This window comes from Arthrobacter luteolus NBRC 107841, from assembly GCF_001552075.1.
GTDB lineage: Bacteria > Actinomycetota > Actinomycetes > Actinomycetales > Micrococcaceae > Arthrobacter_B > Arthrobacter_B luteolus.
Window position 1 is genome coordinate 144,395 of the sequence record NZ_BCQM01000005.1, and the last position, 22,117, is coordinate 166,511.

General features: G+C 66.5%; 21 protein-coding genes. 15 read left to right on the forward strand and 6 right to left on the reverse strand.

Going from position 1 to position 22,117, the window contains the following annotated elements; genetic code table 11:
• The gene (gene ku / locus AL3_RS10880; RefSeq protein WP_066300556.1) at positions 1 to 873 is read right to left on the reverse strand and encodes a non-homologous end joining protein Ku; all 873 of its coding nucleotides are present in this window, start codon (positions 871 to 873) and stop codon (positions 1 to 3) included.
• Between the two features lie 211 nt (positions 874 to 1,084).
• Here ku and AL3_RS10885 point away from each other — a divergent pair, with 211 nt between their 5' ends.
• From AL3_RS10885 to AL3_RS10895, 3 genes are read left to right on the forward strand one after another with little or no spacing between them, the layout of a single operon-like run.
• Positions 1,085 to 2,476 (forward strand): FAD-binding oxidoreductase, encoded by a 1,392-nt coding sequence (locus tag AL3_RS10885; RefSeq protein WP_066300560.1) that lies wholly within the window; start codon positions 1,085 to 1,087, stop codon positions 2,474 to 2,476.
• A gap of 41 nt (positions 2,477 to 2,517) precedes the next feature.
• Positions 2,518 to 2,970, forward strand: coding sequence for a redox-sensitive transcriptional activator SoxR (soxR, locus tag AL3_RS10890; RefSeq protein ID WP_066300565.1), 453 nt, complete (start codon positions 2,518 to 2,520; stop codon positions 2,968 to 2,970).
• A gap of 53 nt (positions 2,971 to 3,023) precedes the next feature.
• Positions 3,024 to 3,536 (forward strand): flavin reductase family protein, encoded by a 513-nt coding sequence (locus AL3_RS10895; protein ID WP_066300568.1) that lies wholly within the window; start codon positions 3,024 to 3,026, stop codon positions 3,534 to 3,536.
• A gap of 7 nt (positions 3,537 to 3,543) precedes the next feature.
• Here the strand turns inward: AL3_RS10895 and AL3_RS10900 are convergent, their stop codons facing one another.
• A complete protein-coding gene (locus AL3_RS10900; protein WP_066300571.1) occupies positions 3,544 to 4,422 on the reverse strand; it encodes a LysR family transcriptional regulator ArgP in 879 nt (292 codons plus the stop codon).
• A 71-nt stretch (positions 4,423 to 4,493) separates the two neighbouring features.
• On the opposite strand from AL3_RS10900, the gene AL3_RS10905 reads away from it, so the two are divergent.
• From AL3_RS10905 to AL3_RS10930, 6 genes are all read left to right on the forward strand, one after another.
• Positions 4,494 to 5,114: a LysE/ArgO family amino acid transporter gene (locus AL3_RS10905; RefSeq protein ID WP_246168359.1), complete on the forward strand. Its 621-nt coding sequence runs from the start codon at positions 4,494 to 4,496 to the stop codon at positions 5,112 to 5,114.
• Between the two features lie 85 nt (positions 5,115 to 5,199).
• Positions 5,200 to 5,682 (forward strand): hypothetical protein, encoded by a 483-nt coding sequence (locus AL3_RS10910; protein ID WP_157075267.1) that lies wholly within the window; start codon positions 5,200 to 5,202, stop codon positions 5,680 to 5,682.
• A 73-nt stretch (positions 5,683 to 5,755) separates the two neighbouring features.
• Entirely contained in the window at positions 5,756 to 6,346 is a 591-nt protein-coding gene (locus AL3_RS10915; protein ID WP_066300583.1) for a sugar O-acetyltransferase, read from the forward strand.
• Between the two features lie 74 nt (positions 6,347 to 6,420).
• Positions 6,421 to 7,257, forward strand: a complete 837-nt coding sequence (locus AL3_RS10920; RefSeq protein ID WP_066300585.1) for an alpha/beta fold hydrolase — start codon at positions 6,421 to 6,423, stop codon at positions 7,255 to 7,257.
• 152 nt (positions 7,258 to 7,409) lie between these two features.
• Positions 7,410 to 7,844: a hypothetical protein gene (locus AL3_RS10925; protein ID WP_066300587.1), complete on the forward strand. Its 435-nt coding sequence runs from the start codon at positions 7,410 to 7,412 to the stop codon at positions 7,842 to 7,844.
• 48 nt (positions 7,845 to 7,892) lie between these two features.
• Positions 7,893 to 8,114 carry a PLD nuclease N-terminal domain-containing protein gene (locus AL3_RS10930; protein WP_066300590.1) on the forward strand — a complete coding sequence of 74 codons (222 nt, stop codon included), beginning with the start codon at positions 7,893 to 7,895 and terminating at the stop codon, positions 8,112 to 8,114.
• On the opposite strand, the gene AL3_RS10935 is transcribed toward AL3_RS10930, so the two are convergent.
• Together AL3_RS10935 and AL3_RS10940 are read right to left on the reverse strand one after the other, a co-directional pair.
• Positions 8,111 to 9,349: a L,D-transpeptidase gene (locus AL3_RS10935; protein WP_066300592.1), complete on the reverse strand. Its 1,239-nt coding sequence runs from the start codon at positions 9,347 to 9,349 to the stop codon at positions 8,111 to 8,113. The two genes, AL3_RS10930 and AL3_RS10935, sit on opposite strands and share 4 nt — an antisense overlap.
• Positions 9,350 to 9,439: 90 nt before the next feature.
• Complete coding sequence (locus AL3_RS10940; RefSeq protein ID WP_066301047.1) at positions 9,440 to 10,921, reverse strand: SDR family oxidoreductase; 1,482 nt, start codon at positions 10,919 to 10,921, stop codon at positions 9,440 to 9,442.
• Between the two features lie 132 nt (positions 10,922 to 11,053).
• On the opposite strand from AL3_RS10940, the gene AL3_RS10945 reads away from it, so the two are divergent.
• The 3 genes from AL3_RS10945 to AL3_RS10955 all read left to right on the forward strand — a co-directional run bounded on the left by AL3_RS10945 (position 11,054) and on the right by AL3_RS10955 (position 16,739).
• Positions 11,054 to 13,666: an ATP-dependent DNA ligase gene (locus AL3_RS10945; RefSeq protein WP_066300596.1), complete on the forward strand. Its 2,613-nt coding sequence runs from the start codon at positions 11,054 to 11,056 to the stop codon at positions 13,664 to 13,666.
• Between the two features lie 55 nt (positions 13,667 to 13,721).
• The gene (locus AL3_RS10950) at positions 13,722 to 16,211 is read left to right on the forward strand and encodes a phosphoketolase family protein (RefSeq protein ID WP_066300599.1); all 2,490 of its coding nucleotides are present in this window, start codon (positions 13,722 to 13,724) and stop codon (positions 16,209 to 16,211) included.
• 63 nt (positions 16,212 to 16,274) lie between these two features.
• Positions 16,275 to 16,739, forward strand: a complete 465-nt coding sequence (locus AL3_RS10955; protein ID WP_066300602.1) for an SRPBCC family protein — start codon at positions 16,275 to 16,277, stop codon at positions 16,737 to 16,739.
• A 79-nt stretch (positions 16,740 to 16,818) separates the two neighbouring features.
• On the opposite strand, the gene AL3_RS10960 is transcribed toward AL3_RS10955, so the two are convergent.
• Positions 16,819 to 17,817 (reverse strand): SDR family NAD(P)-dependent oxidoreductase, encoded by a 999-nt coding sequence (locus AL3_RS10960; RefSeq protein WP_066300605.1) that lies wholly within the window; start codon positions 17,815 to 17,817, stop codon positions 16,819 to 16,821.
• Positions 17,818 to 17,977: 160 nt separating this feature from the next.
• On the opposite strand from AL3_RS10960, the gene AL3_RS10965 reads away from it, so the two are divergent.
• Positions 17,978 to 18,997 carry a LacI family DNA-binding transcriptional regulator gene (locus AL3_RS10965; protein ID WP_066300607.1) on the forward strand — a complete coding sequence of 340 codons (1,020 nt, stop codon included), beginning with the start codon at positions 17,978 to 17,980 and terminating at the stop codon, positions 18,995 to 18,997.
• A gap of 45 nt (positions 18,998 to 19,042) precedes the next feature.
• Here the strand turns inward: AL3_RS10965 and AL3_RS10970 are convergent, their stop codons facing one another.
• Positions 19,043 to 20,149 (reverse strand): GTP pyrophosphokinase, encoded by a 1,107-nt coding sequence (locus AL3_RS10970; protein ID WP_066300608.1) that lies wholly within the window; start codon positions 20,147 to 20,149, stop codon positions 19,043 to 19,045.
• Positions 20,150 to 20,351: 202 nt separating this feature from the next.
• Here AL3_RS10970 and AL3_RS10975 point away from each other — a divergent pair, with 202 nt between their 5' ends.
• Complete coding sequence (locus AL3_RS10975) at positions 20,352 to 21,143, forward strand: alpha/beta hydrolase family protein (protein ID WP_066300609.1); 792 nt, start codon at positions 20,352 to 20,354, stop codon at positions 21,141 to 21,143.
• Positions 21,144 to 21,175: 32 nt separating this feature from the next.
• A complete protein-coding gene (locus AL3_RS10980) occupies positions 21,176 to 22,090 on the forward strand; it encodes a carbohydrate kinase family protein (protein WP_066300611.1) in 915 nt (304 codons plus the stop codon).
• Positions 22,091 to 22,117 lie beyond the last annotated feature (27 nt).

The following is a 22,117-nucleotide window of genomic DNA, read 5'->3' on the forward strand; positions in this document are numbered from 1 at the left end:
CTAGGCACCTTTCCTGGTTTTTTTGCCGGCGGACTTCGCCGCAGGTTTCTTGCCCCCGCTGTCCTTCTGCTCAGCGGACCCAGCCTTCCTGCCGCGGTTTTTCTCCACGCTGCGGCGCAGGGCCTCCATCAGGTCGAGTACCTTGCCGCCCTCTTCCTCGGGCTCTTCGCCAAAGGTTTCCTGGGTATCCAGGGCCTCACCCTTTTCCAGCTTGGCTTCAATCAGTGTGCGCAGCTGCTCCTGGTACTCGTCGGTGAAGCCGGAGGGATCGAAATCGGAGCTGAACGATTCCACCAGTGCCGAGGACATTTCCAGCTCCTTTGCCGAAATGCGGACGCTTTCTTCCAGGGAGGGGAACGCGGCCTCGCGCACCTCGTCCTCCCAGAGCAGGGTCTGCAGGGTCAGGACATCGCCGCGGACCCGGAGTGCACCCAGCCGGCTTTTCTGCCGAAGGGAGAACTGGACGATCGCGGTGCGCTCGGATTCCTCCAGAGTCCGGCGGAGCAGCACATAGGACTTGGTGGACTTGGAGTCCGGCTCCAGATAATAGGTCCGGTCGAAGAGAATCGGGTCCACCTGGTCGCTGGGCACGAACTCCACCACCTCGATCTCCCGGCTTTTCTCCACCGGCAGCGAAGCGAGGTCTTCGTCGGTCAGGACGACGGTCTGCTCGCCGTCGTCGTACGCCTTGGCAATGTTCTTGTACTCCACCACTTCACCGCAGATTTCGCAGCGGCGCTGGTACCGGATGCGGCCGCCGTCCTTTTCGTGCACCTGATGGAGGCTGACATCGTGGTCCTCGGTGGCGGAATAGACCTTGACCGGCACGTTGACCAGCCCAAACGCTATGGCACCCTTCCAGATGGCTCTCATGTACCAAGTGAACACCAAGCAGGCTGAGAGATACCAGACTTTGGTGCGCGCGGGCGCGGGTGCGGGCGGCCCGGGCGGCGGCGGCACGGTCTTTCCCGCCCACCCTTGGCGTGCGCGGAGAGCGTGCATACCCTGTGAGCAGATTTCCGGTGCTCAGGCCGGGCGTATCCGCCAGCACCGAAGATAACCACCGCAACCGCCGGGAGCAGCCATGATCCAGGAACCAGACCTTGAAGCACTCCGCGGCAGCGTCCGCGGCATCGTGAGCCTGCCCGGTGACGCCGCGTACGCGGAGGACACTGCGTCCTACAACCTGGCCCAGGTCCACCGGCCAGACGCAGCCCTGGGCGTGCTCGACGCCGGTGACGTTGCCGGCGCTGTGGCCTGGGCCGCGCAGCGCGGCATCCCCCTCGCGGTGCAGGCGACCGGGCACAGCGTTGCGGCACCCATGGACGAAGGCCTGCTGATCAACACCTCACGCCTGCAGGACGTCGCAGTGGACCAGACGGCGGGGACAGTCACAGTGGGAGCGGGAGTCCGGTGGTCCGCTGTCCTGGACCAACTGGTGCCCCTGGGACTCACCGCTGCCCATGGGTCCAGTTCGCGCGTGGGAGTAGTCGGATACACCCTCGGCGGCGGGCTCCCGCTGATGGGCAGGTCCCTCGGATTCGCTGCGGACCATGTGCGCAGCCTCGAAGTCGTGACACCGGACGGAACAGTGCGCCGCGTCGATCCGGACCAGGAGCCGGAACTGTTCGCCGTGCTGCGCGGTGGAAAGGGCAACTACGGAATAGTCACGGAAATGACTTTTGGGGCAGTGCCGCTGGGGGACTTCTACGGCGGGCAGATGGTGTTCCCGGAAGCAGCCGCCGGAGACGTGCTGGAGGCTTTCCGGCAGTGGGCACCGGGCCTGCCCCACGAGGCATCGGCGTCGCTGGCCTTTATGCACCTTCCGGATGTTCCGTTCGTTCCGGAGGAGCTCCGGGGAAGCGCGCCGGTCCTGCTGCGCTTTGGGTTTTTTGGCGGCCGGGAAGAGGGCGAGGCACTGATCGGGCCGATGCGTGCGCTTCCGCTGCTCAGGGACACCGTTGGCCCGATGGATTACGGGGCCGTGGATTCCATTCATGACGATCCCGCGGGCCCGATGCCCAGCATGGAACGCGGCATGCTGCTCGCTGACTTCAGTGAGGAGGGTGCAGCGGAATTGCTCAGGCACATCGGTCCCGGCTCGGACACGCCCCTGGTGATGGCCGAACTTCGCCTGTTGGGTGGAGCCCTGGCCTCGGATCCCGCGGTACCGGACGCAGTATCCGGCCGGAGTGCCGGCTTCCACCTCTTCATCCTTGGGGTTCCGGGGCTCCCTGCGGAGGATGCCGTCGAGGCAGCGCTGGTTCGCCTCGCCACGGGTTTTGAACCCTACGCCGCCGGTAGCCTGATCAATTTCCATGGACCCGCGGGTGATGAACAGGACAGGGCCCGCGCGTGGGAACCGGAGGCCTACGAGCGGCTGCGCTCGGCCAAGGCCGCCTGGGATCCGCAGAATCTCTTCCGGTACGGCCATGCCGTCCCGCCCCTTGGTTTAATGGACTCAGCAACCGGCTGAGCTGCAGCCGGCGGTGTCGGCAGGCAGGGCAGTGCAGGTATATGGACGGACAAACCCGGGTTCCCGGTGAACTGACAGTAGGACAGGTCGCTGAACGCAGCGGAGTGGCCGTGTCCGCCCTGCATTTCTATGAGCGGCAGGGCCTGATCCAGAGCCGCCGGACGGCGGGAAACCAGCGCCGTTTCGACCGCTCGGTGCTGCGCAGGGTGGCGGTTATCCGTGCTGCCCAGCGGGCCGGTATTCCCTTGTCGCATATTGCCTCCGCCCTCGCGGAACTGCCTCACGACGGCGTTCCGGACCAAGCTGACTGGCAGCGCCTCTCCATGGCCTGGCGCCAGGACCTCGACAGCCGGATCCACCAGCTTGAGGCCCTGCGGGACCGGCTGGGCGGCTGTATCGGCTGCGGCTGCCTGACCCTGGCCGAGTGCAGCTTCGTCAATCCGGACGATGCTTCCGGGCTGCATTCGCACGGTGCACCGCTGCTGGAACCGTAGATCTGGAACCGTAGATTTGACCTCAACTATTGTTGAGGTTCTACGCTTGGGTTATGACTTCAACGGCAGTTACCAACCCTGTGGTGGATGAATTCAAGGACGCGTTCCGGGGCCACCCCGCCGGCGTCGCGATCATTACCGCCGCAGGGCCCACCGGGCCCGTGGGATTGACGGCGTCCTCAGTCACCTCGGTGTCCGCGGTTCCGCCCATCCTGGCGTTCTCGCTGGCCTCGACCGAGGGCTCGGCTGGTGTTATTGCCGCCGCCGGCACCATCGTGGTGCACCTGCTCGGCGCTGAAAACGCCGGGCTGGCTGCCCTCTTTGCCGCCCGTGGGTCGGAGCGGTTTGGGCCGGACCTGGAATGGGAAACACTGCCGGGCGGCGAGCCGCTGCTCAAGGGAGTGCCCCGGGCACTTGTCTGCCGGGTGCTGTCCCTCACCCAGGCCGGCAGCTCGACGCTGATCGCCGCCGCTGTGCTGGATATTCACACCGGGCCGGCCGCCGCGCCCCTGGTTTACCACGACCGCACCTACCATCGGCTGAGCGGTGAGTCTGCCCTGCAGTGAATCCGTTCTAGGCCAGTTCCCTGGCCGCAGCACCGGTCAGCGCTCCGGCAACCCGGGAGAGGGCCGGCAGATCCACCCGCCACTGTTGCCAGAACAGCGGGACATCCAGGGTGCGCCCGGGCGCGAGCAGCACCAGCGAACCGTCGGCCAGCAGCGGTGCTGCCTGCAGATCCGGCAGAACGGCCCAGCCGAAGCCCAGCCGGGTTGCCTGCAGGAAATCCCAGGATGCCGGAACGAAATGGTGGGGTGGGGCGATGCCGGGCCCGAAGCAATCCGACAGGAATCTCTGCTGCAGGGAGTCTCTCCGATTGAACACCACCATGGGCGCCGCAGCGGCGGAAACGCGGGTCCATCCTTCCGCCAGCCAGCGCCGGGCGAAGTCCGGGCTGGCCACCGGCTGGTAGCGCATAATGCCCAGCGGCTCCACCGAGCAGCCCTGCACCGCTGTGGAACTGGAGGTTACGGCCCCCATGGCGGTGCCATTGCGCAGGCTCTCGGCTGAGTAGTCCTGGTCCTCCAGGGTGAACTCGAAGCTGATGTCCTGCAGGGGCGCAAGGGCCGGCAGGACCCATGTGGCCATTGAGTCCGCGTTGATGACCAGCTGGACCCGGGGCCGGCCTGCATATTCGTCCAGTCCCAGCCGCCGCGCGGCGTCGCTTTCCAGGGCCGCCACCTGCCGGGCCAGCCGCAGCAGGACAGCCCCCGGTTCCGTGACTGCGGCCGGTCTGCCGCGGCGGACCAGGACAGCACCCACCTGCTTCTCCAAAGCCTTGATCCGCTGGCTGATCGCCGATGGGGTGACGTGCAGGGAGGCAGCTGCCGCTTCGAAACCGCCGTGGTCGATCACGGCGGAAAGGGCACGCAGCTGCTCGGAATTCAGATCCACATTAACAATTCTAAACTTTCGTTAGAAGTTTTAGTTGGATTCATGAGGCTCGCACCGCCTAGCGTCAAGGGGTGAGCACAGTAGATTTGTCCCCCTTCTTCACCGGCCTCGGCAGCGGCCTGGCCCTCATTATCGCGATCGGGGCGCAGAACGCCTTCGTGCTGCGGCAGGGCATCCGCCGGGAGTACCTGCTCCCCGTCCTCACCGTCTGCATCCTCAGCGATGCGGTGCTGATCCTGCTGGGTACGGCTGGGATTGGAAAACTCACGGAAACCGCCCCTCTGGCCCTGGACGCCATCCGCTGGGCCGGAGCCGCTTTCCTGCTGGCTTATGCGGTGCTGTCCTTCAAACGTGCCTTTCGGCCGGCCGCACTGGAGGCAACGGGCGGGGGCCGGGGCACACTGGCCGCGGCGGTCCTCACCTGCCTGAGCCTGACCTGGCTTAACCCGCACGTCTACCTGGACACCGTGGTGCTGCTCGGCTCCCTGGCCTCCTCCCACGGCCCGGATGGCCGGTGGGTCTTCGCGGCCGGAGCCGTCGCGGCCAGCATCCTGTGGTTCAGCGCCCTCGGTTTCGGGGCGCGCCTCCTGGCCCCCGTGTTCGCCCGGCCCGCCGCCTGGCGGGTCCTGGACCTGGCTATCGGTGTTTTTATGGTGGTCCTGGCACTCAGCCTGGTTGGCAGCTCCCTGTAACGGGGCTCCGGAAACCGCAGCGGAACGGTGGTAGTCTCCCGGTAATCTGCGGCCGTTGGGGGCGGCATCAAAAGGGGGAGCAGAAATGGGGACATCACAGGAGGCGGTACGGCGTGCGCACTGGCGCCGAAACGCGGTTTTGGCGGGGTGGACTGCCCTCTCTGCAGCGGGTGCCCTGGCGCTGGGCGGCTGTTCGGCGCCGCCGCCCCCGTTCGGCATTTTCGACGCCGACGCCGGCGAACAGGACATTCTTCCCAGCTGGGTGAGGCTGGAAACCGGCGGCGACGAGGTCCGGTACCTCACCACCAGGGGGACAGAGCGTTATTACGTTTCCCGCAGCAGCACCGACCACTGCCTGGTCATCGTCTTCGAGGACCGGGATGAAAGCTGGTCCGCCGGGTGCAGCGGCGGGCTTGGGCAGGGCCTGGTCCTCGCCCACAGCGTCCCCGGAGCCGGCACAGCAGCCCTGGTGGTGGATGGCTACACCGACCGGAATGACATAACCGAAGAAGGATGGCAGCAGCTGCACGAAAACGTGCTGGTCAAAGGCGGAATGTCCCTCCCCTGACATTTTCCTCAGCCTGCCTGACAGATAGGTTTGAAGGGAGTGATTTCTCTTCAGAACGTCCGGAAGGAGTGCCATGACCGACTACTTCGAGGGAGATAACCGGTCCATGCGGGAGCGGATGCAGGCAGGAGACCTGTATATCGCCGACGACGCGGAACTGGCCGCAGACAGCCGGCGGGCCATCTCCCTGGCCGACCGCTACACCCGCCTTTGGCCGCAGGAACCAGAGGCGGCCGCAGGACTCCTGACCGAACTGCTCGGAGCACTTGGCGCAGGCTCCGAGGTGCGGCCGCCGCTCTACGTCGATTACGGCAAATACATCAGCATCGGCGCACGGACCTTTATCAACTACAACTTCACCGCCCTGGACGTCGCACCCATCACCATAGGCGACGACGTGCAGATCGGACCGAACGTCCAGCTGCTGACCCCCACCCATCCGCTCGAGCCGGGACCCCGGCGGGACAAGCTGGAGGCCGCGAAGCCGATCACCATCGGGAACAACGTCTGGCTCGGCGGCGGAGTGATCGTGCTGCCGGGGGTGAGCATCGGAGAGAACACAGTGGTGGGTGCGGGCGCCGTTGTCACGAAGGATCTGCCGGCGAACGCCGTCGCCGTGGGCAATCCGGCCCGCGTCGTCCGGGAACTGGACACCAAACCCTAGGGCAAGCATTGCCTACAGTGGGGATACCGGCGGGAAGGACCGTTTCCGCCGCCGTCGAGGACAGGAGTAACACCATGGGCCACATCAGTGTTGGCAGCGAGAACAGCACCTCCATCGACCTTTACTACGAGGACCACGGTGCGGGACAGCCCGTGGTCCTGATCCACGGCTATCCGCTCGACGGGGCGTCCTGGGAAAAGCAGACGGCGGCGCTGCTGGAGGCCGGCTACCGGGTTATCACCTATGACCGGCGCGGCTTCGGGAAGTCCTCCAAACCGGCCACCGGCTACGACTACGACACCTTCGCCGCCGATCTGGACACCATCCTGACCACCTTGGAGCTGCAGGACGTCGTCCTGGCCGGCTTCTCCATGGGCACGGGTGAGGTAGGGCGGTACCTGGGGACCTACGGTTCGGCACGGATCGCCAAAGCCGTCTTCCTGGGTTCGCTGGAACCGTACCTGCTGCAGGCGGATGACAACCCCACGGGCGTTCCGCAGGAGGTGTTTGACGGCCTGCTGGCGGCGGTGACCGCGGACCGGTACGCGTTCTTCACCGAATTCTTCAAGAATTTCTACAACGCCGATGACCTGCTGGGCACCCCGCGGCTCAGCCAGGAGGTCATCAACGCCGGTTGGAACCTGGCGGTTTCGGCGAGTCCGGTGGCCGCGGCCGCAGCGCAGCCGACCTGGCTGACCGACTTCCGGCAGGACATTCCGAAGATCGATGTTCCGGCCCTGATCGTGCACGGCACGGCAGATAACATCCTTCCCATCGATGCGACCGGCCGGCAGTTCGCCAAGGCCCTGCCGTCCGCCGACTATGTGGAAATCGAGGGAGCCCCACACGGCCTGCTGTGGACCCACGCTGCCGAGGTCAACGAAGCCCTGCTGGCCTTCCTGGCCAAGTAGGGCCGCCGCTCCGGCCTGGCCGGGAGAGGATCGGTTACAGTTTGCTGCATCAATGGGGGAGGGCAGGGTCGGACGACGGCGGGTGGCAGGAAGGTTCTGCCGCCCGCCGCCTCGACCGCCCAGGTCCGCACAAATGAGGGGATGGCCGCGCCATGACCAGCAAACAAAGCGACTTCGATCCACGGTATGACGAGGCCTACCAGCGCGGCGGCGGTGACGGGGTTTTCCGGGACGCCGTCGATGAGGCGCCGCAGGTGGTGGAAATCAGTGATGCCCCGCAGCACCAGCCGGGAGCCACACCGAAGGCCTGGGCGGACCTGGAGCTTCGGCAGCGCAAATACCGGATGGTGGCCTGGGTGCTGGCGGGTGGCTTATTGTTCCTGGGCTTGTTCGGTTTTTTCGCGGACCTGATCTTCCCGCCCGAACCTTCCTACCTGCAGCCCAACAGCTACGGTTACGTGACTGAACCTTGGAGCCAAAGACTGCGCTATGCGGCCCCAAGCCTGATTAACCTGGGAGTCCTCACCGCCGTTGTGCAGCTGGTCCTCGAACAGGTGCAGGCTTTCAAGCTCCGCACCGGCCGGTGATCAGCCGCCCTGACTTAACCGCTTACCGAACTGCAACAAGGAGAACCCATGAGTAAGAAAAAGTCCTTCCAGGACCTCAGCGCAGAGCAGAAGAAGGGCCTGGGCATACTCTCCGCCGTCCAGTTCCTGCTGGCCGGTGCCGCCCTGGTGGATATCTGGCGCCGGCCCCGCAGCGAGATCCGCGGTTCGCGGGCCGCGTGGAGCGCTGCCTGCGCCGTGAACTTCGTGGGCCCGATCTCCTACTTCGTGTTCGGGCGCCGCCGGGATTAGGCCTTGGGCTGGGTGGAATACTCAGTCCAGGGGACATTCCAGTCGCCGTAGCCGTCCCACACCGCTGCCGGGCCAATACCTGTGTTCAGCACCTGCACCAGGTCACCGGGCTCAAAGGTGTCGTAGAAGTACTTCGCGCCCTCGGGAGACATTCCGACGCAGCCGTGGGAGACATTAATGACACCCAATGCGCCCAATGCGCCCGGCAGTGCCTGGTGGACGAACACGCCGCTGTTGGTCAGCCGGCTGGCCCAGGACGCGTCGAAAGGCTCGTAATAGTCCGGGTCGCCGGGTTTCAGGCCAATACTCTCGGCCCGGAAGGGCAGCGTGGCGTGCTGGCTCATCACCACCTGATAGCCGCTGGGTGAGGGCCACTGTTCGTCGCCGAGGGTTACCGGGAAGGTGCGGGTGAGCTGCCCGTCAATGAAGACCTGCATGGTCTTGGTTGCGTTATCGACGACGGCGACCCTGCTGTTATGCACCGAGAAGGTCCGCGTCTCGTTGAAGTTGCCAATCATCGAGTTGCCGAAGTCCACACCGAACAGTGCCATGTCCACGGTGACGGTGGAGTTCGGTTCCCAGAAGGTCTCCGGGCGGTAGCGGACCTTGTTGTCCGTAATCCAGTAGAACGCTCCGGCCTGACCACTCGAGCTGGTGATGGTGATGGCCTCTTCGACCGCGGTCTTGTTGGTCACCGGTTCGCTGAAGTTGATTTCGATGGGATGCCCGACGCCGACCACTGATTTGTCCAGCGGTCCCATGAAGGCGTTGGCCTCATGCGGCGCGGTCACCGTATGGAACGTCTGCGAAGAGGTGGTGGTTTTGCCGTTGGCGTCCGCCAGGGTGAACTCGAAGGTGTACTCCGTGTCGAACTTCAGGGGTTCGGACGCCGTCCATTCGGTCTTCCCGCCCGCCAGGTCGCCGCTGACCTCTGCGCCTCCGCCCAGCGGCGCCAGGCTTACGGAATCGATGGTCCCGTGCTCCACCTTGAGCGCAGGAACCGTGATGGGGTTGACCTCCACCGACTGGTCAGCGGGTTCGGCCGTGAACTTGACGGGAACGGCCGGTGCTGCAGATTCGCTGGGAGAGGAGGACGGGCCAGGTGTCTGTGCAGAGGAGCTTCCGCCGTCGAAAGCACCGCTGGCAACGGCCACACCCACTGCGCCGCCGACCACCAGTACTGCTGCCGCTGCGGCCAGTGCTATCCACCGCTTACGGTTGCTCTTTTCCTGCACTATTGTTCCCCTACGTTCTTGTCTGGCTGAAAGTTATCCTACGTTAGCCAGACATCCTGACAGTGCGCCGATACGCAAGCCGCCCGTTCCTTACTCCTGCTCCGCCAGCCGGGCTGCCTGACGGGTGATGTTTTTGGCCATGGACGGGAAGATCAGCCCGTGGAAGGGATAGATCAGCCACCAGTACAACCGGCCCAGCAGCCCGCGCGGGAAGTAGATGGCGCGCTGGCTGTAGACGCTGCCGTCGCCGTCGGGGTCCACCCGCAGTTCCAGCCAGGCCTTGCCGGGCACCCGCATCTCGGCCCGCAGGCGCAGCAGGGTTCCGCGTTCCAGAAGCTCGACCCGCCACCAGTCCACAACGTCGCCGGTCAGCAGGGTTGCCTGGTTGCGGCGTCCGCGCGTCAGCCCGGCACCGCCAACCGTTTTATCCAGCACGCCGCGGATGGCCCAGGCCATGGGCAGCGAGTACCAGCCGTTCTTGCCGCCGATGCCCTCGATCACCTGCCACACGTGCGCCGGGTCGACGGCGGAATGCCGCCGCCGCTGGTCCACGTAGACGGTCTGCCCTGCCCAGTCCGGGTCCGAAGGCAGCGGTTCCGAGGCCAGGTCAGCAGCGGAAGAGGCACTGGCCCAGGTGGTCTCCACCTCACCACGCGCCTCCTTTCCCAGGGCACGGGTGACGGCGTCGCGGTAGCTGGTGAGACCGCCTTCCGGTGCCGGGATGTACTCGTCGATGTCCCATTCCTTGGCCACCGCGTCGTGCTGCAGCGATTCCACCAGGGGCCGGGACATGGACAGCGGAATCGGGGTCACCAGTGCCACCCACAATCCGGCCAGCTTGGGGGCGGGAAGCGGCAGTGCATAGATCCGGCGCCGGGGAAGGCCCGCCACTTCGGCGTAACCGTTCATGATGTCCGCGTACTCCAGCACCTCCCGGTCTCCGATGTCGAAGGTGCGGTTCATTCCATCGGGGAGGTCGACGGCGCGGGTCAGATAGTGCAGGACGTCCCGGACGGCAATCGGTTCGATCCGGCGGCGCACCCAGCTGGGGGCCGGCATGACCGGGAGGGTCTCGGTCAGGTGCCGGATCATCTCGAAGGAGGCGGAACCGGAACCTATGACGACTCCGGCTTGGAAAACGACGGCCGGTACCGCGCCGTCCAGCAGGATTTTCCCCACGGCGGTCCGTGAGGCCATATGCGGTGAAAGTCCGCCCGTATCCGGATGCAGGCCGCCGAGATAAACGATGCGTTTCACGCCGGCCCGTTCCGCCGCCGCCGCAACGTTGTGGGCGATTGCTTCCTCCTGGGCAGCGAACCCCTTGCCCGAGGCCATGGAATGAACCAGGAAGTACACCGTATCCACGTCCGCGAAGGCCGACTCCACCGATCGGAGGTCGGACAGGTCCCCCTTCACGATCTCGACGTCGTTATGCCAGGGCACATCGTTGAGTTTCTCCGGGGAACGGACCAGTACCCGTACTTTATGGCCGTCCGCCAGCAGCAGGGGCACCAGCCGCCCGCCGATGTAGCCGGTGGCGCCGGTAACCAGGACCCGCTGCGCATCAGTCATTTTCCCAACATACACACCGCGGCGCGGGGTGCGGGCCTGCTGACGGTGCAGCCGGGAAAACCACTGCAACATTTTGTAAGCATGCTGATGTCTACTGGCATTTGGGCCCCAATCCCGGTAAGACTAGGGGGCATGGCGAGAACGGGAACGGGCCCGCAGCAGCGGGAAACGGTCAATGTGGACGGGCACCGCCTGCGCCTAACCTCGCTGGAGAAGGTGCTCTACCCGGAAACCGGGACCACCAAGGCTGACGTGCTGTCCTACTACGCTGCCATCGCAGACCAACTGATCCCGTATGCCCGGGACCGGCCGGCGACCCGCAAGCGCTGGGTCAACGGCGTCGGAACCCCGGAGAAGCCCGGAGAGGTGTTCTTCCAGAAGAACATCGACGATTCCGCGCCCAGCTGGGTGAAACGGTACTCGATTGAACATAAGGACCACGCCACCGTTTACCCGCTGGTCAACGACCTGGCGACGCTCACCTGGCTGGCGCAGCTTGCCGCCCTGGAAATCCATGTTCCGCAGTGGCAGTTTGGTCCGCGCGGGGTCAGGCAGAATCCCGACCGGCTGGTGCTGGACCTTGATCCCGGGGAAGGGACCTCGCTGGCCGAGTGCGCCGAGGTCGCCCGGCTGGCCCGCGGCATCCTGACAGATATGGGCCTGGATGCCCGGCCGGTCACCAGCGGTTCCAAGGGCATCCATCTCTATGCCGCGCTGGACCGCAGCCAGACCTCCGAAGACGTCAGCGCCGTCGCCCATGAACTGGCGCGGGCGCTGGAAGCCGACCACCCAGATCTGGTGGTCAGCGATATGAGGAAGACGCTGCGCAAAGGCAAGGTCCTGGTGGACTGGAGCCAGAACAACGCAAACAAAACCACCATCTGTCCGTACTCGCTGCGCGGACGGTTCCACCCCACGGTTGCCGCGCCCCGCACCTGGGCGGAGCTCGAGGACCCGGAGCTGGACCAGCTGACCTACGAGCAGGTCCTGGACCGGATCGAGGACATCGGCGATCCGCTCGGGGGAATGCGCGGCGGGGAAGCGGACGCGGCTGCCCTGCCTGCGGAAGGTCCGCAGGACAAGCTGCACAAGTACCGCAGCATGCGGGACGCGGCGAAGACGCCCGAGCCCGTGCCGCATGAGCCGGTGGCCGTGGAAGGAAACGGCAACAGCTTTGTCATCCAGGAGCATCACGCCCGGCGCCTGCACTGGGACTTCCGGCTGGAGCGGGACGGTGTGCTGGTTTCCTGGGCCGTGCCCAAGGGTCCGCCCACCACACCGAGCAGGAACCACCTGGCGGTGCAGACCGAGGACCACCCGCTGGACTACGGCGGTTTCGAGGGCACCATCCCCAAAGGTGAATACGGTGCCGGGGAAGTTCTAATTTGGGACCACGGAACCTACGAAGCGGAGAAGTGGCGTCCGGGCGAGGAAGTGATCGCCACCGTGCACGGCCAGCCGGACGGCGGACTGGCCCGGGACGGTTCGGCGGACCGGCGCTTCGCCTTCATCCACACCGGCGGTGAGGACGGAAAAAACAACTGGCTGCTGCACCTGATGAAGGACCAGCGGCCCGGGCCCGCGGAGCACTCCGGCGAGCCGGAGAGCAGCTCCTCCCACGGCGGAAGGACGCCGGAGCCTTCGGACGAAAATCCGGTGCAGACGGTATCCGACGCAGCGAAATCCCGTCCCGGTCCCCTGCCCCTGCCGGACGCTGCGGCGGTGAGGGCGGACATCCGGGAGTCCGGAATGCCCGGGCTGAAGCCGATGCTTGCCACGCTGGGTACCCGGGCGGACGTAAACGACGACGCCGAATGGGCGTTCGAAATGAAATGGGACGGGGTGCGCGCCATCGCCGAAGTCACTCCGGAAGGAACCCGGCTGATCAGCCGGAACGGAAACGACATGACCACCGCCTATCCGGAGCTGCAGGAACTGGGGGGCCGGTTGAACGGAGAGCGGGCGGTGCTCGACGGCGAAATTGTGGCCTTAAACAAGGCTGGCCGGCCCGACTTCGGGCTGCTCCAGCCCCGGATGAACCTGTCCCGGGCCAAGGACGCTGAGGCGGCTGCTGCCAAAACGCCGGTGCAGTTTATGGCCTTCGACCTGCTGTGGCTGGATGGGAACTCCCTGGTGGACCTCACCTACGAGCAGCGCCGGGAAATCCTGGAACAGGCCGTGGAAACCGCCGATGCACACGGCCATATCCAGGTGCCGCCCGCGCTGGACCTCTCCCTGGACGAGGCCGTGGCTGCCAGCAAGGAGCTGGGGCTGGAGGGTGTGGTGGCCAAGCGGCGGGCCTCGGACTATTCCTCCGGCCGGCGCTCACGGAGCTGGATCAAACTCAAGAACCAGCTCACCCAGGAAGTGGTGGTGGTCGGCTGGCGTCCCGGGCAGGGCAACCGGGCGAACAAGGTGGGCTCCCTGCTGGTCGCGGTCCCGGAGGGAACCGACCTCAAATACATCGGCCGGGTGGGTTCCGGGCTCAGCGAACGGGACCTGGCCGCCGTCGGCGCCCGGCTGAAAAAGCTCGGCCGCAAAACCCCGCCGCTGGACGATGTGCCCCGTGCCGACGCCTCCGACGCCCGCTGGGTGCGCCCGGTCCTGGTCGGAGAGGTGACCTATGCGGAGCGCACCGGCACCGGCAAACTCCGCCACCCGGTCTGGCGCGGGCTGCGGCCGGACAAGCGGCCCTCCGACGTGGTGCCCGAAGTGCCGGCAGCCGCAGCTGCGAAAGATCCCTAGGGCCCCGAAGTTTCACGAACCGTCCACACGTCCGCAACGGGAGGAAACGCACACGATGACCGAGACCGGAACACCCCAGACCCGGCTGCCCGGGACAGCAGTGCCGCCGGAACCCGAACTGGACGGCGTTGATGCGTGGTGGCGGGCCGCCAACTACCTTTCCGCAGGGCAGATCTACCTGCGGGACAATCCGCTGCTGCGCCGCCCGCTGGAACCCGCTGACGTTAAGGCCCGGCTGCTGGGCCACTGGGGAACCACACCTGGCCTGAATTTCATCTACGCCCACCTGAACCGGCTGATCAACGAATCCGGGCAGCAATTCCTGTTCATCACCGGACCCGGCCATGGCGGACCGGCGAACGTTGCCAATGCCTGGCTGGAAGGCACCTACTCCGAGATCTACAGCCATGTGGGCCTGGATGAAGAGGGCATGCGCACACTCTTCAAGCAGTTCTCCTACCCCGGCGGAGTCCCCAGCCATGCCGCTCCGGAAACCCCGGGATCCATCCACGAAGGCGGGGAACTCGGCTACTCGCTGGCCCACGCCTATGGCGCCGTCTTCGACAATCCGGACCTCATCGCCGCCACCGTCATAGGGGACGGCGAGGCGGAAACCGGACCGCTCGCCGCCAGCTGGCACTCGAACAGCTTCCTGGACCCTGCCGCGGACGGCGCCGTGCTGCCGATCCTGCACCTGAACGGCTACAAAATCGCCAATCCCACGGTCCTGGCGCGGATGCCCGAAGCCCAGCTGCTCAAGCTGCTGGAGGGCTACGGGTTCCACCCCCACGTGGTCACCGTGGAGGATCCTGCGGCGGTGATGGCCGCACATGAGGACTTCGCAGCCGCGCTGAGCACCTGCCTTGCGGAGATCCGGGCGATCCAGGAGCCGTACCGCTCCGGCGCCAAAACGGTTCCGCCGGCGGACGGGCAGGCTGGTGCACCGCAGGCCGCCGGTACCCGGGAGCATGCCCCGCGCTGGCCCATGATCGTTTTCCGGTCACCCAAAGGCTGGACCGGGCCGCAGACCGTGGACGGCAAACAGGTCGAGGGCACCTGGCGCGCCCACCAGGTGCCGCTCTCCGAGGTCCACGACAATCCGGAGCACCTGGAGCAGCTGGAGGAGTGGATGCGCTCCTACCGGCCGGAGGAACTGTTCGACGGCGCGGGCCGGCTTCGCGAAACAATCGCCGCGCTTGCGCCGGCGGGGGATGCCCGGATGAGCGCCACCCCGTATGCCAATGGCGGGCACCTGCTGCGTGACCTGCGGCTGCCGGATTACGCCGGTTTTGCGGTGGAGACTGCCCGGCCGGGCAGCGAGCGGGTCAGCCCCATGCTGAACCTGGGCCGCTACCTCGCCGAGATCATCCGGCTGAACCCGGAGAACTTCCGCATCTTCGGACCGGATGAGACGGCGTCGAACCGGCTGCAGGAGGTCTACGGCGTCACGGATAAGGTCTGGCAGCAGCGCATTGAAGCGGTTGACGAACACCTGGCCCGCAGCGGCCGGGTCCTCGAGGTCCTCAGCGAACACCTCTGCGAAGGCTGGCTGGAGGGCTACCTGCTCACCGGCCGGCACGGGGTGTTCAACTGCTACGAGGCCTTCGTCCACATTGTCGACTCCATGTTCAACCAGCACGCCAAATGGCTGAAGGTCAGCCGCGAGCTGCCCTGGCGCCAGCCGATCGCCTCGCTGAACTACCTGCTCTCCAGCCATGTCTGGCAGCAGGACCATAACGGCTTCTCGCATCAGGATCCCGGCTTCATCGACCACGTGGTCAACAAAAAGGCGGACGTCATCCGGGTCTACCTGCCACCGGATGCCAACACCCTGCTGGCCGTCGCGCAGCACATCCTGGGGACGCGGAACCGGGTGAACGTGGTGATCTCCGGCAAGCAGCCGGCCCCGGTCTGGCTGGACCCCGAGCAAGCGAAGCTGCACGTCAAACGCGGCATCGGTGTCTGGGACTTCGCCGGCAGCGAGGACAGCGGGCCGGGCGCGAAACCGGATCCCGACGTCGTTATGGGCTGTGCCGGTGACGTACCCACGCTGGAAACCGTGGCCGCCGCCGCCCTGCTCAAGGAGCGGCTGCCCCAGCTGCGGATCCGGGTGGTCAACGTGGTGGACCTGATGCGGCTGCAGGACGCCGCCGAGCATCCGCACGGCCTGTCCGACCGCGACTTCGACACCCTGTTCACCAAGGACCGGCCGGTCATTTTCGCCTATCACGGGTATCCCTGGCTGATCCACCGCCTGACCTACCGCCGAACCAACCACGGCAATCTGCACGTGCGCGGTTACAAGGAAGAGGGCACCACCACCACGCCGTTCGACATGGCCATGCTGAACCAGATCGACCGGTTTCAGCTGGCCATCGACGTGCTGGACCGGGTACCGTCGCTGGGATCCACGCAGGCCGGATTCCGGCAGTGGCTGCAGGATGAGCGGGAGCGCTGCTGCCAGTACACCCGGGACGAGGGCCAGGACCCGCCCTTTATCAGCGGCTGGAACCTCGAAGAGGCGCAGCGGTCAACCACCGATTAGATTTCCCGCGCCGGGCAACCGCCCGTGCCGGGATGGCATGATCCGTCTACACGAAGGAGAAATATGTCCACCGAGCAGTCAACCATTTCCGTTTCCCGCGTCATCGACGCAGCGGCAGGGGACCTTTTCCACCTGCTGTCCAACCCCGAACGGCACCACGAGCTCGACGGTGCCGGCATGGTGGTTTCGGATGAGAAGACCGACCGCATCGCCAAGGTGGGCGATGTGTTCACGATGAACATGAACAACCAGAAAATGGGCGACTACAAGACGGACAACCACGTCACCGGGTTTGACCACAACAAGCTCCTGGCCTGGCAGACCGCCGTGGCCGGCACCGAGCCGGCGGGCTGGGAGTGGATGTGGGAGCTGACCTCATTGGGCCCGGATTCCACTGAAGTAACGCTCACCTACGACTGGAGCAAGGTCACCGACAAGGAGACCCTGAAGAAGGTGTCCTTCCCGATGATCAGCAAGGATGAGCTGGAGGAGTCGCTGAACAAGCTGGCGGCTGCTGTCGCCGGCTAACGCACAATGTTCGACGGCGGTACGACGGCGGCCGGTTCCCTTCACTGCGGGGGGAACCGGCCGCCGTCGTTATGGGTCTTTAGACCGCGGACCAGCCGCCGTCGGAAGGCAGGATCGCGCCGTTGATGTTCACGGCATCGTCGCTGAGCAGGAAGGTGATCGACGCCGCGAGTTCCTCGGCGGAAGCGATGCTCGGGATGTTTACCCGGGCAGGGCCGAGGCGGGCTTCACCGTACTCGGAGGTCTTTCCCTGCATCGGAATGCCGGTCGCAACGCCGCCGGGCGCAACAGCATTGATACGTATGCCTTCCTTGGCATACATAAACGCGGTGCTGCGGGTGATGCCCACAACGGCGTGCTTGGAGGCGGTGTAGGCCACACCCGAGGCGGAGCCGCGCAGGCCGGCCTCGGAGGTGACGTTGACGATCGAGCCGCGGCCGGCCTCCAGCATCGTCGGCAGCACGGCCCGGGTCAGGCGGACCAGGCCGTCGACATTCACTGCGAACACGCGCTGCCACATGGCATCGGAGACCTCGTGCAGCGGGCTGAAATCGTCGTTGATGCCGGCCACGTTGGCCAGGGCGTCGATGGAGCCGCCAGCAGCGGAGATGATCCGGTCAACGGCAGCCAGGTCGGTGAGGTCCGCGGCGACGGGAACAACTGCTTCTCCCAGTTCGCCGGCGAGTTCCTTGATGCGGTCTTCGGCAATATCCACCGCGATCACGCGGCCGCCTTCCCGGACGATGCGGGCGGCAGTGGCACGCCCGATGCCGGAGCCGGCGCCGGTCACGATGACGGTGCGCCCTTCGAAACGGCCTTCGACGGTGGGCAGGACGGTTTCTTCGAGCTCCGGCATCACTCCACCGTTGGCCTGCCGAACCAGTTCATCCACCGCGGCCTGCGGCATCTGTCCCTGGCTGAGATCCACGAGCTGCTGGAGCTTCAGGCTCCGGGCGGGGCCAAGTGAGGCTTCGTCGCTGCCGCTCTGTGCAAGGAAACCGCGCAGGATGGGACCGCCCTCGGGGTGGGTAAGCCACTCATCTATGGTGTTCTGTGCTGTCAGGGGATTGTTTGCCACCGGGAACGTTCCTTTCACGAAGGGCAGCCGTGGATGCGCGGCCGTCTGATTAACGTTACTTACACGTGTAAGTAACGTGTGTCTAAAGTGTATCGTCAGGAGGGTAAAAGAGCACGGCCGGGCAGGTCCAAGAGAAGCCCAGTGCAGATAAGGGAATCCATTGCACCGCAAGGTCACATCGCACGACGTCGCACGAGCCGCGGGGGTCTCAAGGGCCACCGTCAGCTACGTGCTGAACGGCCGCTCAGCCCAGAGCATTTCGCCAGCCACACGGCAGCGGGTGCTGTCAGCGGCGCAGGACCTGGGATATACCCCCTCCGCAGCCGCCCGCACCCTTCGCCGCGGACGCAGCGACCTGGTGCTCATGCTCCTGCCGCCGGAGCCCCTGGGCCGGGCACTGGCAATGGTCCTCGACGCCGCCAGCGACTGGGTGGAACGGCAGGGGCTGCGTCTGATCGCGCACCGGCTGCCCGCCCAAGGAGGTGCCGTGGACCTGGTGCGTTCACTGGCGCCGGCCGCGCTGATCCTCACCACCCCGCTCGGTGACACCGAGCTGAAAGCCCTGCGGGCCACCGGAATTCCGGTCGCAACGATGCAGGGCCAGCTGGCGGATCCGAATGCCCCTGACCTCGGGATCGGCGGTCTGCAGATCACGCATCTGGCAGCCGCCGGGCATCGGCGGATCGGGGTGGCCGTGCCGGAGGATCCCAGTTACGGATGGCGGGTTGAGGTCAGGCTGGCGGCCATCCGGGAGGCGTGCGGCCGGCTCGGTCTTCCACACCCCGCGGTTGAGCCGATGAGCCTTTCCCCGGAGAGTGCGGCGCCAATCATCGAGCGCTGGCGGCAAGGGCCGGATCCGGTGACTGCTGCCTGCGGCTTCGACGACGAATATGCTTTCGCCCTGCTGGCGGGCCTGGCAGTGCACGGCCTGTCCGCTCCCGCGGACCTGGCCGTCATCGGAGCCGAGGACATCCCGCTGGCAGGCCTGGCTGTCCCGCCGCTCACCACGGTGCGCGTGGATGCCCGGCGGCTGGGGGAGCGCTTCGCTCAGCTCGCAACAGCCCCCCTGGCGGGAGGCGCGGCCAGCCAGGCAGAGGAAGCGCAGCCTCCGGCCGGACAAACCGCGGCCGCAGACCAGCTGCTGCCTCCAGCGACTCTCGTCAGACGCGGCTCCGCCTAGGATCCTCCCGGGACAGCGCCTCACACCGCCGCAGAATCCCGAAAGTCAGTTCTCCCGCGCCCGGTAGAGCTGCATCTGCCGGTACCGCCTGCCCAGCGACTCGCGCCGCGGTTTGACCGGGGCGTCCTCCGGTTCGGCGGTGAGGTCGATGTGCGCCTTGCCGAACCGCCAGAGCAGAAGGTCATCCAGCAGGCGGTCCGGTCCTGGGGAGTAGCGGTGGTCCAGCGCTTCGCGGACCTGGGTGATGGCGTCGGCCTGCAGCAGGCCGGCCAGGTCCATGGTGGTCTTCAGCCCGTGGGCGGCCAGCAGTTCGGCAGCCCAGCCCCAATCGTCACCGGCTTTGCGGTTGACGTGGGGCAGGAGAGTCATCCAGACGTCGCGGATCCGGTTAGGCGTCAGGGGCGCACTGCCTTCGCCCTCCTCGTCCCAGAAACCGGTGACCGTTTCATACCGCTCGTGAAGTTCGGCGAACTCGTTCTCCACCGTTTCCAGCATGGCGGCCGTGGCGATGAACTGCCGGTCAAAGTAGGGGCTCCAGGCCCGCGGATCCCCGGCCTTGAACCGGATGTCATGTTCGATTTCAGACCACGCGTGCGCCAGCACGGTGCGGATCTGCACTTCGAAGAGATAACTGCCGTTGGGCTTCTGTGTGGGTTCCAGCAGCCGGTGGAACTCCCGCACTGTCTCATTCTGGATGGTGCGCAGGATCAGGTGCCGGCTGGAATAGCCGTAGGTCCCGGATTCGATCGAACCGATGTCCTTCTCCCGGTCCCCCCGGCAGTCGAACTCGGCACGCTGCCGCTTGATCAGGTTCGCAGCCTCATCGACCTCGTGCGGCAGGGTCATGATGATGCGGACACCCACCAGGTCCGTCAGGTTCCGCAGCGGATCAGGGAAGAGCAGGGTCGGAACTTCGGTGGGGTCTTCGGCAGGAAGGGTCCGGGACGCCTTATCCCGGAAGGACTCCACGGTTTTGGTCCGGGAAGCAATGAACAGCGGCTTGACCGGGCTGTCCGTGAAGACGGCCCGCAGGCTGGCTTCCATCTCCGCCGTCACGGATTCCAGTGCCGGGCGGACCCGGGCGTACTCATCCGTACTGGCCTGGACTATCGGCCGCAGCCGGTCATCCAGGGTGTCCCACGCGCTCACGATTATCCTTTCGCCGTTTCTGCCAGCCTAGGCCACGCCGGTGACGGAGCAGTGCTGGCCCCGCCCTGTGCGGATAGGCTCCTCTCCAGATTAGGACGACGGCGGCCCGGGCGGCGCGCCTGCCCGGCACCCGCTGCAGGGGCCGGGCGAGGCGGAGACACGGGTGGGGCCGGCAGCGGAACAGGCGCCACGGACAGGGGACAGCATGCCGGAACGGTTTGACTACGGGGATCACCCCGATCAGTTCGGGGAGCTGACCCTGCCGGCCGGGCGGCCCCTCCGGGGAACCGTGGTGATCATCCACGGCGGTTACTGGCGCTCCGGGTACACCCTGGACCTCGGCCGTCCAGCGGCAGCCGACCTCGCCGCCCGCGGCTGGGCCGCCGTCAACCTCGAGTACCGCAGGGCAGGAAACGGCGGCGGCTGGCCGGAAACCTTCCAGGACATCGCGGCCGGGATCGAGAAGCTGGCGGACCTGCCGGCCCTCCTGGAGGCAAGCGGAGCCATTCCGGCTCCGGTCATCGCCCTGGGCCACTCCGCCGGCGGCCACCTCGCGGTCTGGGCGGCCGGTACCCGCAGCACAGGGGATCACAGCGCAGGAGGCAGCAGTGCGGGCATCCGGGTGCCCCTGGCCGCAGTCGTCAGTCAATCCGGGCTGCTGGACCTGCGCCGGGCCCAGGACCTGGGGTTGAGCTCCGGCGCGGTCAGCAGCTTCCTCGGTGCCGCCCCGGAGGAGGATCCGGAGCGTTACCGGCTGGCCGATCCCAAGCTGCAGGTCCCGGCGGGCGCCCCGGTTTTCGTCCTGCACGGTGACCGGGACACGACGGTGCCGCTGGAACTGTCAGAGTCCTACGCCGCGGCGGCGGTGGCCGCGGGCGGATCCGCGGAACTGCGCCTGGTTCCCGGCGACCACTACGCCATGATCACCCCCGGGACACCGGCGTGGAACGGCGTGCTCCAGGGGCTCGCCGACGCCGCCAAAGCCGCAGCCGGGTAGCGCCGCCCCCGTTCGGTCGGTAGGTTGAGGGCGTGCTCACAGTCATCGGCGAAGCCCTGGTCGACGAAGTCCTCAGCGATACCGCGCCCCGCAGATCCCATCCCGGCGGCAGCCCCATGAATGTTGCCGTGGGCGTGGCGCGGCTGGGACGCCCGGTCCAGTTCGTGGGCAGGTTCGGCCGGGACGCCTATGGGCTGCTGATCGCGGAGCACCTCAAGGCGAACTCCGTCCTGAACGCGTTTCCCGCCGATGACCGGCCGACCAGCGTCGCAACCGCCACCCTTGATCCGGCCGGTGGCGCGCGGTACACCTTCGACCTGGAGTGGGCGCTTCCCGGACTGGCCGACGCACTGCCCCGGCTGCTGGAGGGCACCACGCTGCTGCACACCGGATCCATCGCCACTATGCTCTCCCCCGGCTCCGATGAGGTCCTGACCGCCGTCGGGCGGGCGCATCCCCAGGCCACCATCACCTATGATCCGAACTGCCGCCCCACGATCATCACCGACGCGTCCTACGCACGGGACCAGGCGGAGAAGTTTGTCCGCCTGGCCGACGTCGTCAAAGCCTCCGATGAAGACCTCGCCTGGCTCTACCCGGACGAGCCGGTGGAGTCCTCGGCGCGGCGGTGGCTGGGGATGGGCCCGGGAATCGTTGTTGTGACCCGCGGATCCCGGGGTCCCTGGGCCGTCGCTGCCGCCGGGGTGTGCGAGGTTCCCGCCGTCACCGTGAGCGTCGCTGACACCGTAGGCGCGGGGGATTCCTTTATGGCGGCGCTGCTGGCCGGGCTGATGGACCGGGACTTCGACGGCGCGGCGCGCCGGCCGGAACTGCGGAAGATCGGCGTCGCGGACCTCGAAGCAATCCTTACCTACGCCGCCCGGGCCGCTGCCATCACCGTCTCGCGCCCGGGGGCCGACCCGCCCTACCGTTCCGAACTGCTTTAGCGAATCGGCGGTCCGGCCGGGACGCCA